The following is a 13315-nucleotide window of genomic DNA, read 5'->3' as shown; positions in this document are numbered from 1 at the left end:
TCCCATTATTAATCTATTTTGATGGAGAATCTGAATTTCATATCTTCTTCAAACCACATTGGGAAGTTGGTCCCCCAAATATTGTTGTGCAAATTAAAGTGCATGCCGCCATCCAATGGGGCAAAGCTATTATCGAATTGCAATAACCGCTTCTCACCAGGCGACACGACAGGTGCGTCCAATGTTTCTATTTGTACTTTTCCGTCACTTCCACAATAGTAAACGCCTGAATGGACAGCATGTAAGTTGCGATTGCCGTTCTTAACCACCTCAAGCGGAGAGAGCAGCTGTCCAAGCTTATCTAGCTTCCATAAATTCGGATTATCGACCTTTAAGCCGAATGAGAACCAGCTTGCTTCCGGTAAACGATTAGCCTGTTTGTTGAACCAACTGAGATTTACATCGATTTTCTGTTCGCTTTTATAAAATTTGTAGTCAATTTGGACCGTTTTGGGCGCCCCGTTTACTAGAGTGGACTGTTCCGGCATGGCAAGTTGTACCTGCACATGGTCATAAAGCTCTTCGGCCACATGTTTGATGCCGATCACATGCGGAGAGAATCTTCGATGCTCAGGCCGCGGCTCCGCATAATCCATCCCTGGCTTGCTCCAATCAGCATCCGCCCAATGATAGTGCTCCCGCATATTGACATTATAGGTTCGTAACCACTCATTGTAATTTTGTTGACCAAATGTCTCGTATTGAAAGCATCCGATACGATGATTCTCATCAGCCCATATCTTTCCTTGATAATCGATTAGATGACTGATCGAACCATCATCAACAAATTCAACCTGAAATAGCCCTAGCTTATGAAGGCGATGGGCGCTAAGCTCTTGCCCTTCTTGAAGCGTTGCTTGTTGCGGAACTAATAGCGACAAGGCCTCCGCAGCTTCCCGCCGCTTGTCCTCGGTCAGACAACGAACCGCTTGATCGACATACTCACGTTGCTCTGCCCAAGAGCTTTCAAAGTGGCTGTAGCTTCGCCGCATGGTGAATGGTCGCAAGTACCGGATATGATCATAAATCGCATGTTCCGATACGCTGTCCGCTCGTCTTGCTGCTTGGAAGTCCTGGGTCGAATAGTTTTTGTAGTCAGCCAAAAACTTCTTCTCATCCATTCCCCATGTATGCTCCGGAATTAATAGAAGCTGGCTGCAGAAATCCATATATTCTGGACTGTCTGTGATCAACCGTCCTTCGGCCAGCCACTGATCCCGAAGTCTTAACAGTTCGCGGTATTGTGCTATTTTCTTAGGATCTGAAGCCGCACCATGAATCCAAGTATCACCAATCTCTTCATGCACGATAGGAAATTGAGCTTTCATTGCGATCAATTTTTCCGCAAAAGCATCCATTGTGGACGCTACAATCGTTGCTCCGGGATATTCCTTAGCAAGCCGCTTAAATTCTTCTTCAATGTCGGCTGCAGAAGGCGGCCCCAAATTATCGCCTGTATGAGCAAAAACCATGACTTCATCCAAACCGTCAACTATCACAGCATTTCCATAATTTTTCGCATAATTAACGATAACTTCAGATCCATCTTTATTTCTCCATATAAAAATATCGGGCACATTAGGCACTTTGGAGGATGGATTGACACCCAGATGCAAATATTGAATACCGAACTTCGCCAAATGCGGAACCATCGCAATCGTATGGCCTGGAACATCGGTCATTTTGGCGGCGATACTATTTTTTTTATACTCGGCATTTAGTTTTTTACTAAGCGACAAGCCATAATCCATTAATGCTAAATCCATCAGCTCTGTATGAGTTGTGAACGGTAGTCCATGCCATGTGATATGTCCATGATGAATAGCTTCATCCATCACTTGCTTTTCTGCCGGCGAAGCTTGCTTCAGATACTCATCGATTAACCACGATCCAGTCGTCCAGACGAATTGTTCGATTCCGCCTTGCTGCTTTAACTGTTTGGCCAATTGAATCGCTTGCGGAATAAATCGATTGAAATATGTATCTTTTACATGCTTAGCCAAATCGGTAAATCCAATATCCAAATGCGTTTTAAAAATAACGTGGACTTTTTTATAGGAGTTCATAACATACACCTCTAGATGATTCAATTCTAATTTAGATATAGTGCCAGCTTAACTAGATTCAAGTACCTTGAAAACAATAAAAAGATATCATTTCTCCAAAAAGTAAAGAAAATGAATGAGAAAAACTTCTATCGAAGTACTTCAAGGATGAGCGACCGCGTTCAGAGGTAGTTTTTATCGCCAATAAGAATTTGTTCTTCCGAAATGCTCGGAAACTTATAAATTCTTATGTGGTAAAAAAATAACGTACATTGGGCCATCTGACCCCATGTACGTTATCGTTACCGCAAAATGAATGACGGCATATCATAAAACTTTCATATCGCTTTCATGATCCATGTCTTGTCCTAGTTGCAGTCTGTATTCGCTCAACGACATGCCAAAATGCTTTTTAAATCGCGTATAGAAATAATTATTTCTCTCTAGTCCCACTTTTTCGATAATGGACATTAAAGGTAACTGTGTATTACGCATATACTCATCGAGCTTTTTCATTCGTGTATCAAAAATATATTGCGCAATCGACTGTCCATATGCCGTCTTGAAGATTTGGCCGATATAGTTCGATGAAAGTCTGAGTTTCTCCGCGATAAAGCTTAGACATAATTCTGTATTGGAAAATTCCTGCTCAACTATTCCGATAACGCGTTGAATGAGATGATCATTACTATTAGATGTATTTCTAATCATGCCTACCTTATCGCATAGCTTCTGTAAGAACTTGTCCATCACGCTGTCTATATCTGCAGTTACCTCTGCATTTTGAATCCCTCGCAAAAACTGCTGAAGCGTTAAATCTTGGCTCTCCTTTACAGCAGGCATCTTGCTTAAGACACTAGAGTAGATACTATAAATCAAATGAACAATACAATTCACAATTTCATTGTACGAGTATTGATATAGCATCGGGCTGATCGTCTGATAAATGGAAGCAGCAGATTCATAATTGCCCTCTAGAACTTTCTCGACGAGCTGCTCCTCTTTTTTAGCCGGTATGTGGAAATTATCCGAATTGATTTCATCCATCATGAAAGGAGTAATAATAGCCCCATGTCCAAAGTTCATCTTCAATAAAATAGAGTCCTTCATATTATTATGCATACTTGGCAAATGTTCGAGCCCTTGAAACATCGTGCTATATGCCATTGATAAAGAAATGCGGAGATAATGAAGTGTGTTACTCTGCACCTCGCGCAAAAATTGCTCTACCTTCTCCTGCAGCACTTTATATTCGGTTACGGTGGAACAATCCATAAGCACTACGAATTTATCAGGCTCACTACTGAAGATTTCATATCTACCGTAGTTCGCTGCCAGCTCTGTCGCAATATTCACAATCGCATAGCGTAGTGCCGACCGCTCCTTCTTGCTATTCATGGATGCAAATTTGCTATAATTATCAATTTTAATGAGACACATGCACAGCTGGTTTGTAGAGATATAATGCAGGTCTATGTCATTTAATTTCCCGAGCACCGTATCTCTAGTGTCGATCTTACTTTCACTTAATAATGCATTGAGAAAATCCTCTTTCACAGCATAGCCTGCATCATGAATGATTTTATCAAGCTCTTGATTTTTCTCCTTCATGGATTCGAATACAGATAATATATACTTAATTTCATCCATCTTCGAAACGACAGTATCATTTTTCGAAGTTAATTCGCCATTAATAATTTTTGTAAGCATTTGAATCGGATGGTTCAGTCTGCGCGCCAAATAGAGGGATGCTACCGCACAGATTATGATGATAACAACGACGATAACGGCAGAAATGAATGAACCTCTGATTACATCTTTAAATGTTTCTTTAACAGGCGTTAATCCAATGATGTACCAATTATTCGCGTTGCTTTTACTGCTCGATACCAGATAGCTAACCCCGCCAATTTCTCTTATTTGATTACTGCTATTATCGAGCTCATCTGCTTGCTGACTTAATGCTCGTACTTCATTCATATTTGATTCAAATTCCGGAGTAAGCGTCTGACTTAGAATGAATCCATTACTATCAACGACTAAAAAGGATGTTTTCGTATCGGGGTCATCACCATTAATCGCTTGAATAGAGTCTGTAAGCGCTTTTGTTTTGATGTTGACGACGATCGCATTTTTTAATCCTGATGCGGCGACTCCCGGTTCAAATAGGATATAGGAGGCTATATTAGCCGATTGCGTTGTTGTGTCTACAGATGTCACAATAGGCCGACCACTATACTCATTGACAAATGTTTTATCTGTTAGCAAGGCTACAATCGCCTGATCTGTAAATGTAGAAGCCGTTCTGCGTTCGCCGCTCCGTGAGGAATAAAACAGATTCAACTCCGTATTGTAAAGATATACGCTATCAATATTTTGAAGTGTTAGAAAATGCTTATCAATGACCTTGCTTGCTAATATTGCAACGATCTCATCATTACTCTTCATATTAATAAATTGGATAATATCTTTATCGCTGTACAATGCATTCCCCAATTTTTTTGCCGCATCATCGAGGTGTTTAATACTGTAATTGTTATGCTCGATCAGCTCATGATTATAGCGGTTGATTATTGAAATACTGCTGCGTAAGTAAGTAATGGTCAGAAAGATCGTAAGCAACACCGCGATGACAATTGTAATAATGAGAAATGAGAAAAAGGATTTACGCAAAAAGCTCGTACTGTTCTTCTTTGACATGCTCGGCAGACCCCCCTGTTCACGCAACCCCATTTTCCGTCTATGTATAATTATAACGGTTATAGTACAGGTTTCTATACAAACTCGCAACCAACCATGATTTTCTGATGATTTCTTTACTTTTTCGAGTTCGCTTGTGAAGAAAATCATGAAGAATGATACTTTTATTTGTTGAACAATAACCATCCCCCGAACTAAGATGATTGCAGATGCAAGTTCAATCTGAGAAAGGAGGGGGACTCATTGAAGCTAGTTGCAAATCCAACCTATAACAGAAAATTACGTAGCGCACGCAAACAGGTACCATTCTACCTGATGATGTCGCCCGGACTACTATTTATTGCTGTTATGTGTTATATCCCGATGGGCGGTGTCCTGATCGCTTTCAAGGATTACAACGCTCGTGATGGTATATTCGGAAGTCCCTGGATGGATCCGCTATTCAAAAACTTCGAATTTTTCTTCAAATCAGAAGCAGCAAGAACCGTTACGTTCAATACTCTTTTCTACAATATTATAGAAATGGTCACTGTTACTGTCGGTGCACTGTTGCTAGCCATTCTATTGAGTGAGGTAAAAAACAAATTTTTATCGGCTACGTACAAAGGTTCTATACTGCTGCCAGTCTTCCTATCATGGATCGTCGTCCAATATATATTATTCGGACTGCTTAGTGTAGACCGAGGGATGATCAACAATATGATTACGTCCACTGGCGGCGAAGCGATTTACTGGTATAGCGAGCCTGACTATTGGCGCTTTATTCTTCCATTTGCTTATCTGTGGAAAAACATCGGCTACTATTCCGTATTGTATGTAGCAGCGATTGCAGGCATTAATACGGATTATTATGAAGCTGCTCAATTGGACGGTGCTTCGAAGTGGCAGCAAGTCAAATATGTTACCCTGCCGCTGTTGAAACCGATTATTATCGTTTTATCTCTGCTGTGGGTAGGTAAATTGTTTAATGGCGGGCTAGGCGACTGGAATGGGTTCTATACCCTTGCCAATGATTCAGGAGCACTATATGCTTCGACGGATGTTATCGACACTCTTGTATTCCGTTCTCTGAAAAAACTGAACGACTATGGCATGTCGTCTGCAATTGGTTTATATCAAGCAGTCGTCGGATTCGTTCTTGTCTTGGTATCAAACTATATTATTAAAAAAACAGACCCAGACAGCGCCTTATTTTAATCGATCAGCAGGGAGAAGGGAGAGCGTTCCATGGCATTAAAAAATTTCAAACTTTCAAAAACGATGATTCATCTTTTATTCATCGTATCCGCTTTAGGCTGTATCCTTCCGCTGATGCTGGTTGTATCTATCTCATTGACAAGCGAAGAGTCGCTGATGATTGACGGATATAGTCTATGGCCCAAGGTGTTCGATATTGCCGCCTATAAATATGTATTTAGCGGAGCAGGCTCAATCGCCAATGCCTACGCCGTTACGATTTTTGTCGCCGCTGTAGGCACATTCCTGCATTTGTTGGTTACCTCGATGCTGTCTTATTCGTTGACGCGTCCTGAAGTAACCTATCGCAATGCCCTCACTTTATTTGTATATATTCCAGTACTGTTCAATGGAGGACTTGTTCCGAGCTATATTCTGATCACACGATATTTGCAACTAAAAAATACGATCTGGGTACTCGTTGTCGTCTATCTGGTATCCGCTATTAACGTGCTGATTATGAAAAACTTTTTCAGATCGATTCCGAATTCCTTGTTCGAGTCTGCACGTATTGATGGTTCAGGTGAATTCCGTACCTTTTTTAGTATTGCGCTTCCGCTTTCTAAACCGTCGCTTGCGACGATTGGTCTGTTCACAGCAATCGCCTACTGGAATGACTGGATGACCGCTTCGTTGTACATCGAGACACCGAAGCTCTACCCCTTGCAGTATTTGCTGCAATCTTTAATGAATAATATTGGCTATTTACAAGCCAATTCGGCTGCCTCTAAATCTATGGAAGCCGCTATCGGCATGCTGCCTAGCGAAGGAGCGCGAATGGCTACCTGTGTGCTTGCCATTGGTCCGATTATTTTATTGTATCCGTTTCTACAAAAATATTTTGAGAAGGGCTTAACAATAGGTGCTGTGAAAGAATAATCCAAAAGTTCCGAGGGGATCGATGGTCGATCCCCTCGGAACTTTTGGTCGTACTATCAAGCGATGCTTGAGTAGCGAGGCGCGCTTCAAGCCGCTTTCCGTTTGTACGCGCGCATCGCAAACAGGTAGGCGACGATCATGATCCCGATGCACCACGCAAGAGCGACCCATATCTCATGGCCAACCGGTTGATTGGACAATAGGGCTCGTATGGACTCTACGATAGACGTAACCGGCTGATTTTCCGCAAATGCGCGAACGACCTTCGGCATCGAATCGGTCGGCACAAAGGCCGAGCTGATAAACGGCAGGAAGATCAGCGGGTAGGAAAAGGCGCTTGCGCCTTCCATCGTTTTCCCCGTCAGCCCGGCAATGGCCGCAATCCAAGTCAAAGCCAGCGTAAACAGCAGAAGTATGCCGGCTACCGCGAGCCAAGACAGTATCCCGGCCGACGAACGAAAGCCCATCAAGAGCGCTACGAGAATGATGACGACCATCGTAATGACGTTGGATACCAGCGACGTCAGCACGTGACCCCAAAGCACGGCGGAGCGCGAAATCGGCATGGAGTGGAACCGTTCGATAATCCCCCGCTGCTTATCCATAAAGAGACGGTAAGCCACATATGCCACCCCGCTTGCAATCGCCATAAGCAAAATGCCGGGCAACAAGTAGTTCACATAGTTATCCGTACCGGTCTCGATTGCGCCGCCAAACACATAGACAAACAGCAGCATCATGGCAATTGGGGTGATGCATACGGTGAAGATGGTGTCCATGCTGCGGAAAATATGGCGCATGGAGCGTCCGAGCATGACGCTCATATCGGCGAAAAAGTATTTATTCATGATTGCTTGACCTCCTTTTTACCAATGATGGCGAGGAATATCTCCTCCAATTAAGGTTGTTTTTCCACGTACTCCGTCTTTGCGGGCGGGAACAGCTGTTTCAGTTCCTCAAGCGTGCCGCCCGCAATAATCCTGCCCTCATGCAAAATGGCGATTCGATCCGCCAGATGTTCCGCCTCATCCAAATACTGTCGTCTTGCCCGCGCCGTTGGAGCCGAGCAGGGCGAAAATCTCGCCCCGCTTCACTTCAAAATCGACGCCCTTTAGCACTTCCGTGCCCTTGAAAGACTTTCGCAGACCTTTTACTTCAATTGCTTTTTCTATCCCGATCTCCCCCAACGGATTCTTGATAGATGTCAGCGTACGTTTTTGAATCTTTGATCAAATCGTCGCAGAAAGCCGCTACGTCACGGCCCGTCACTTCGAGCACGCCTTTCCCCAAGGCCGCGCCCTCTTCAAAAAGATCGACGATTCCCGAGAGCAGCCCCGTCCCGTCGGTTAGCTCGACAGGGCCGACCTTAAAGAGGTATCTTTGAATTTCTTTGTAAACGAACTGATAATCTTTCGGGAGCGCTTTGACGCGCGCCACATGCGCTCGCCACTCTCTTTTGCCTTCGATGAGATCTCGGATACTCATTTTGTTCCCTCCTATTTACCTAATTTTTTAGCGATGTTTTTGTTGAGTTGCTCGCGCCACTTGTCTCGAAACGACTTTGCCCCTTCTTCGCCGGCCAGCGCCGAACAGAAGCCTTTGATATCGTCGCCCAGAACCTCGCGGACGCTCTGGCCGTCCGCCGCCGTTTCTTCGAGCAGGCCAAGCACGCCGTCAAGAATGGGCATGAGGTTGCGGCCGGAGAAATTGGAGTGCGGCCATAGATTATCGTCTATTTCTCCCCATGCGGCTTGATAATCGGCCGGCAGCTTTTGGACTCGCACTTCGAATGCTTTCATTTCTCTCGTCATGTCGCTGCCGGTAATTTTTTCCCAAAAATTCATTCGTCTCTCTCCTTTAACTCGTTCATTTTCGATGATACGAACTCCCACTTTTCCCAGAACCTCCGCAGCTCCTCGCGACCTGCGTCATTGATCGCGAAAAACTTTCGCGGCGGTCCCATATCGGAGGGCTTCTTGGTGATCTCCACCAACTTGTTTTTTTCAAGCCGGATCAGAATGGTATACACCGTTCCCTCCACAACATCCGTGAAGCCGAGGCTGTTCAGCCGCCGCGTGATTTCGTAACCGTAGGTTTCGTTGCGGCTAATAATTTCAAGTACGCTGCCCTCGAGCACGCCTTTGAGCATTTCCGTTAAGTTTTCCAGAACGATCACCCTTCGCTATTCTGTATGACTGGTATCAAGTGTTGCTTACTACTACTACAAAGTAACACGCAGTAGTTGGTTTGTCAATGGGTTTTGTTTTAATTCATCAAAATGGAAAGCACGCTTGACATTTATCGCTTCACGCGATATATTTTCCTCATGGAAAGTCAGCTTTCCATAAGGAGTGTGAACGCATTGAACAACCGTTTGGAAGAAATCCGAAAGCAACGCGGAATCAAGCAAGAAGAATTAGCGGCTGCACTTGAAGTGTCCAGGCAGACGATCGGTTCACTGGAAAACGGACGTTATAACCCCTCGATCCTGTTAGCGTTCAAGATTGCCCGCTTTTTCGGCATGAGCATCGAAGACATCTTTATTTATGAGGAGGATGGACAGGTATGAGAAAGATTATTCCGTTTTATTTTCTTGCCGTTGCAGGCGCAGCGCTGCTAGCAGTCGGTCTGTATTTCATCAAAACGATGGAAGATCCCCAGGGCATGCTGCGAGCGTTGCCATATATCTTCGTGGGGCTTGGCTGCGGCATGTTCGGTCACGGGATGGGAGAAATCGTTCTCCGGCACGCGATGATGAAAGCTCCCGCCGCGGCAAAGCAGCTGGAGATCGACAAGAACGATGAACGTAATACGGCCATCACCAATCGGGCCAAAGCGAAAGCCTACGACATGATGGTTTTTGTGCTTGGCGCCTTAATTACGGCGCTCGCCTTGATGGCCACGGATATCATCATGGTATTGCTATTGGTTTTTGCCTATATGATTATCCTCGGATATAACTCGTATTACCGCTTCAAGTACTTTAAAGAGATGTAACGCGATGCCGAAATCGAAAAGGCTCATGGAGCTCATGATGACGGTCAACCGTAAACGAAAGTTTAAGGTTCAAGAACTGGCGGACGAATTCGGCGTCTCTACGCGGACGATTCTGCGGGATTTGCAGGAACTGAGCGAGCTTGGCGTGCCGCTGTATTCGGAGGTGGGGCCGCACGGAGGGTATCAAGTGGTCAGGGAACGGGTGCTGCCGCCGATTGCTTTCACGGAGGGAGAGGCCGCCGCGATGTTTTTTGCCGTGCACGCGCTTCGCCATTATTCCTCGCTGCCGTTCGACGCGGAATCCGCCTCGGCCTTGAGCAAATTTTATCTGCACATGCCGGGCGACGTTCGGGACCGGATCGACGGCATGAAGGAACGGGTCGATTTCATAACGCCTTCGCGGCGCTCCGAAGCCTCGTTTTTAGCCGCCTTGTTGGATGCGGCCATCCAGCAGAAGGTGCTTACCATCGTATACGAATCGAAGGAGGAAGGCGCGACCAGACGTCGCATTCAGCCCGTTTTCCTGTATGCGCACAACGGCTACTGGTACTGTACGGCCTACTGCTTCCTGCGCCAAGGCTACCGGGTGTTCCGCTGCGACCGGATCCGCGATGCGGCGGACGATCCGACCGAGCCGCTGAAGCTGGGCGATATCCGTCTGTCCCGGCACGAGGCTGCGTCGTCGGCGGAGGCCGTAAGGCTGAGGGCCGAGCTGACCCGCATCGGCACCCAGCGCTGCGAAGCCGAGCTCTGGCTCTCTCCTTTGCTCCATGTGCGCGAGGACGGGACCGGAACGATCGATGCGGACGTCAATCGCAGTGACATCGCGTTTTATGCCGATTTTTTCATTTCGCTTGGAGACGAAGTCAAGCTAAGCGAGCCGGCAGAATTGAAAGAAGCCATTCGAAGAAGGTTGCTCGATCTGCTTGAGAAGTATCGGGGATAAAGACTGTTCGTTGAGCAGAAACGCATACGAACAAAGAGGTCAACCAGTATAAAACTGGCTGACCTCTAAGTACGAGCGGGCAGAATAGCATGAATTTATATATCTTATTAGGCAACAAGGAGCTGCTCTTAAGCATCCCGCATCAACATCGGACTTGCAGTTACCAGGAGAGCCTGCATTGAGCTCGGCAGCTGATGGGTTTCGCCCCACTCGCACATGACTTCCATCACGGGTATCAACGTCTTGCCATATTCACTTAACGAATATTCCACTTTCGGGGGGACCGATGGATAAACCGTCCGTGTCACCAGCCGGTCTTTCTCCAGCTCCCGCAAATGCTGCGCTAGCATCTTCTGCGTCACCTCGGGAATCAGCTTCTCCAGCTCGCTGAACCGCTTGGTGGAGTCTAACAAAAGCCATAAAATCGTAGGCTTCCACTTCCCGCCGAGCACGTGAATCACCGTTTCAATAGGACATTTTCTCTCCACTGTTGCCTCTGTACCAGCTTCCATCCAATCCCTCCCTGCTCAAGCTAGCTTACTTTCAAGTAAGTACCCTACATTAAAGTGGGTTCTTAACATGATATTAGGGTGGTGCTAAGCTTAAGTCAATCCAGCAATGAAAAATTTGGCGATTTCAGGAAGAGAGGGAATGAACATTGAAGATTATTGTTTTCGGAGCAACGGGAAATACGGGAAGTAGGGTACTAGCCCGAGGCGTTAATAGGGGGCATGAAATGACCGCTTTCGTGCGCAATCCTGAGAAGCTTTATGAGCAGCAAGGCGAGCAGATCGCGGGACAAGTGCAAGTGATCGCGAAGGACATCATGGATCGGGAAAGCGTCTACGAAGCTCTCTCGCAGCAAGACGCCGCTATTATCTCAGCCGGTCATGCCGCCCAGGGAGAAGAGTTTGTTCGTATCGTCGATAACATCGTCAGTCAGTGTGAAAATAACACGAGGTTTTCCGGACGGGTATGGTTAATGGGAGGCGCCGGGCTGCTCGACATTCCTTATACAGATCTGATCGGCAATAATTTGCCCGGGTTCCCGCCTATGTACCAAACTCACAACCGGAATCTGGACCGGCTGCGGCAGACCAAGCTTGATTGGTCCGTCATGTGTCCGGGAACGATGGTCGAATCGGCCGATCTTCCTTCGTCAGTTCGTCTGCATGTGAGCACAGACATTTTGCCCGTGTCAGTTCAGGAGACCATCAAGAACTTCTCCGAAGCCGAAGTTGCCGGACACCTGTTTAGCCGGTTGAAGGAGCTAGATGTCACTTACGAGGATGTAGCGAACTGTATGCTGAACCACCTCGAGCTTGCAGGGCCGTTTAGAGGCAAAAGAGTCGGTCTCGCTTACAGAAACGAGCTGCCTGTAAGCTGAGCGCGAAAAGGAGACAACCCTGTATGTTCGGATTGCTGCTCGTTTTGCATATACTCTCGGCGTTTGCTTTCATGGGCTTCACTTTCCTCATCCCTGCCATTCGCAGGTCCGCCAAAACCGCCAGTCAGCTGCGCTTTGTCTTCGATATCACGGCCAAGCTTTCTTGGCTGCCAAAAATAGGCGGAGCCGCTTTGATAGCCACCGGGATTGGGCTCATGATCATTACCGGCATAGGACTGTCCCAAATGTGGCTGAATGTGTCCATCCTGTTGTCGCTGCTCCTGGTGGTCGCGATTGACGTATTCATCGAGCCTCGTATGAAAAAAGTCACGAAGCTCGTAGCGGCAAGTCGTGAGGATGAGGTTCCTGCCGAGTTCTCCCATGCGATGAAAAAAATCGCGCCGCTAGAGTCGGCGGCGCAGCTGCTGATGATTGCAGTTATCGTACTGATGGTTATCAAGCCCTTTTAAACTCCGTCATCATAGCCACTGTACGACCAGCCCTTCCCTCTCGCAACTGCCGGGAGACGTTAGCTAAACAAACAGCGACGGTCTAGGACTTTACTTTCTTGTCCTTGGCCGTCGCTGTTTCAATTTCTAGGCTCGGGCAGTACTTTATTTCGTGCTAACGCCGGCCCCTTCCTTGGCTTCGTCTCTAGGAGTGAAGAGTTGGATCGTGATGCCGTACCGGTCGGTTACGATGCCAAAAGCGGGACTGAAGTACGTTTCTTGCAAAGGCATCACTACTTGGCCGCCATCCAGGAGAGCTTCGAAGAAACGGGCCGATGTTTCGGTATCGGGGGTCGTGATGCAGATCTGCAGTCGATGGCCGATCTCGTTCGGCTCGTCCGAAATCGAATCCGCGACAAATAATTCTGCTCCACCGATTTTTAAAACAGAGTGTGCGATCCTTTCCTTTGAATGGGTCGGCAACGGATGCGACTGATCCTCGGGTCCTTCTCCGTACGTTTGCATGAATACAACTTTGGCCTCCAGCGCGGATTCGTAGAATCGAATCGCCTCCCTGGCATTACCGTTCAGCGTGATAAAAGGCGTAACTTGATACGTCACGATAGAGCAGCTCCTTCTTGTTAAGTTTCGCTCGGCTTGTTAGGCCGGGCTTGAA

Annotated in this window: 16 protein-coding genes and 1 pseudogene; 7 read left to right on the top strand and 10 right to left on the bottom strand. The window is 46.5% G+C overall.

All coding sequences use genetic code 11. The features are described 5' to 3' along the window. Window positions 1-8: 8 nt before the first annotated feature. Entirely contained in the window at window positions 9-2066 is a 2058-nt protein-coding gene (locus RB620_RS18555) for a DUF5054 domain-containing protein (protein WP_308096807.1), read from the bottom strand. A gap of 306 nt (window positions 2067-2372) precedes the next feature. Beyond that, window positions 2373-4745, bottom strand: a complete 2373-nt coding sequence (locus tag RB620_RS18550) for an AraC family transcriptional regulator (RefSeq protein ID WP_308096805.1) — start codon at window positions 4743-4745, stop codon at window positions 2373-2375. Window positions 4746-4988: 243 nt separating this feature from the next. Here RB620_RS18550 and RB620_RS18545 point away from each other — a divergent pair, with 243 nt between their 5' ends. Then, on the top strand, window positions 4989-5942 hold the full coding sequence (locus tag RB620_RS18545; RefSeq protein ID WP_308096803.1) for an ABC transporter permease: 954 nt from the start codon (window positions 4989-4991) through the stop codon (window positions 5940-5942). A 30-nt stretch (window positions 5943-5972) separates the two neighbouring features. Then, on the top strand, window positions 5973-6860 hold the full coding sequence (locus tag RB620_RS18540; RefSeq protein WP_308096801.1) for a carbohydrate ABC transporter permease: 888 nt from the start codon (window positions 5973-5975) through the stop codon (window positions 6858-6860). 86 nt (window positions 6861-6946) lie between these two features. On the opposite strand, the gene RB620_RS18535 is transcribed toward RB620_RS18540, so the two are convergent. The 6 genes and pseudogenes from RB620_RS18535 to RB620_RS18515 all read right to left on the bottom strand — a co-directional run bounded on the left by RB620_RS18535 (window position 6947) and on the right by RB620_RS18515 (window position 9009). Next, window positions 6947-7708 (bottom strand): ABC transporter permease, encoded by a 762-nt coding sequence (locus tag RB620_RS18535; RefSeq protein WP_308096799.1) that lies wholly within the window; start codon window positions 7706-7708, stop codon window positions 6947-6949. Window positions 7709-7758: 50 nt separating this feature from the next. Continuing rightward, window positions 7759-7899, bottom strand: a pseudogene (locus tag RB620_RS30380) (ABC transporter ATP-binding protein); the annotation flags it as partial. Then, the gene (locus tag RB620_RS30375; RefSeq protein ID WP_374121427.1) at window positions 7886-7954 is read right to left on the bottom strand and encodes an ATP-binding cassette domain-containing protein; all 69 of its coding nucleotides are present in this window, start codon (window positions 7952-7954) and stop codon (window positions 7886-7888) included. The pseudogene RB620_RS30380 and the gene RB620_RS30375, both read right to left, overlap by 14 nt. A 61-nt stretch (window positions 7955-8015) precedes the next feature. Next, a complete protein-coding gene (locus RB620_RS18525; RefSeq protein WP_308096797.1) occupies window positions 8016-8345 on the bottom strand; it encodes a DUF1048 domain-containing protein in 330 nt (109 codons plus the stop codon). Between the two features lie 11 nt (window positions 8346-8356). Beyond that, the gene (locus RB620_RS18520; protein WP_308096795.1) at window positions 8357-8704 is read right to left on the bottom strand and encodes a DUF1048 domain-containing protein; all 348 of its coding nucleotides are present in this window, start codon (window positions 8702-8704) and stop codon (window positions 8357-8359) included. Continuing rightward, entirely contained in the window at window positions 8701-9009 is a 309-nt protein-coding gene (locus RB620_RS18515; RefSeq protein WP_308096836.1) for a PadR family transcriptional regulator, read from the bottom strand. Before RB620_RS18515 ends, RB620_RS18520 begins: the two co-directional genes overlap by 4 nt. Window positions 9010-9222: 213 nt before the next feature. Between RB620_RS18515 and RB620_RS18510 the strand changes: the two genes are divergently transcribed. From RB620_RS18510 to RB620_RS18500, 3 genes are read left to right on the top strand one after another with little or no spacing between them, the layout of a single operon-like run. Further along, a complete protein-coding gene (locus tag RB620_RS18510; protein ID WP_308096794.1) occupies window positions 9223-9429 on the top strand; it encodes a helix-turn-helix transcriptional regulator in 207 nt (68 codons plus the stop codon). Continuing rightward, window positions 9426-9857, top strand: a complete 432-nt coding sequence (locus RB620_RS18505) for a hypothetical protein (protein ID WP_308096792.1) — start codon at window positions 9426-9428, stop codon at window positions 9855-9857. The genes RB620_RS18510 and RB620_RS18505 overlap by 4 nt, the downstream gene beginning before the upstream one ends. A gap of 4 nt (window positions 9858-9861) precedes the next feature. Continuing rightward, the gene (locus RB620_RS18500; RefSeq protein WP_308096791.1) at window positions 9862-10803 is read left to right on the top strand and encodes a helix-turn-helix transcriptional regulator; all 942 of its coding nucleotides are present in this window, start codon (window positions 9862-9864) and stop codon (window positions 10801-10803) included. Between the two features lie 128 nt (window positions 10804-10931). On the opposite strand, the gene RB620_RS18495 is transcribed toward RB620_RS18500, so the two are convergent. After that, window positions 10932-11315 (bottom strand): winged helix-turn-helix transcriptional regulator, encoded by a 384-nt coding sequence (locus tag RB620_RS18495; RefSeq protein ID WP_308096789.1) that lies wholly within the window; start codon window positions 11313-11315, stop codon window positions 10932-10934. A 146-nt stretch (window positions 11316-11461) separates the two neighbouring features. On the opposite strand from RB620_RS18495, the gene RB620_RS18490 reads away from it, so the two are divergent. Both RB620_RS18490 and RB620_RS18485 read left to right on the top strand, forming a co-directional pair. Then, a complete protein-coding gene (locus RB620_RS18490) occupies window positions 11462-12190 on the top strand; it encodes an NAD(P)-dependent oxidoreductase (RefSeq protein ID WP_308096787.1) in 729 nt (242 codons plus the stop codon). 23 nt (window positions 12191-12213) lie between these two features. After that, window positions 12214-12660 (top strand): DUF2269 family protein, encoded by a 447-nt coding sequence (locus RB620_RS18485; RefSeq protein WP_308096786.1) that lies wholly within the window; start codon window positions 12214-12216, stop codon window positions 12658-12660. Between the two features lie 144 nt (window positions 12661-12804). Here RB620_RS18485 and RB620_RS18480 read toward each other — a convergent pair whose 3' ends face one another. After that, window positions 12805-13260, bottom strand: a complete 456-nt coding sequence (locus tag RB620_RS18480) for a VOC family protein (protein WP_308096784.1) — start codon at window positions 13258-13260, stop codon at window positions 12805-12807. Window positions 13261-13315: the final 55 nt, after the last annotated feature.

It is taken from the genome of Paenibacillus sp. LHD-117 (assembly GCF_030929555.1).
GTDB lineage: Bacteria > Bacillota > Bacilli > Paenibacillales > Paenibacillaceae > Pristimantibacillus.
The sequence above is the reverse complement of the archived record's forward strand: the minus strand, read 5'-3'. Positions and strand labels throughout refer to the sequence as shown.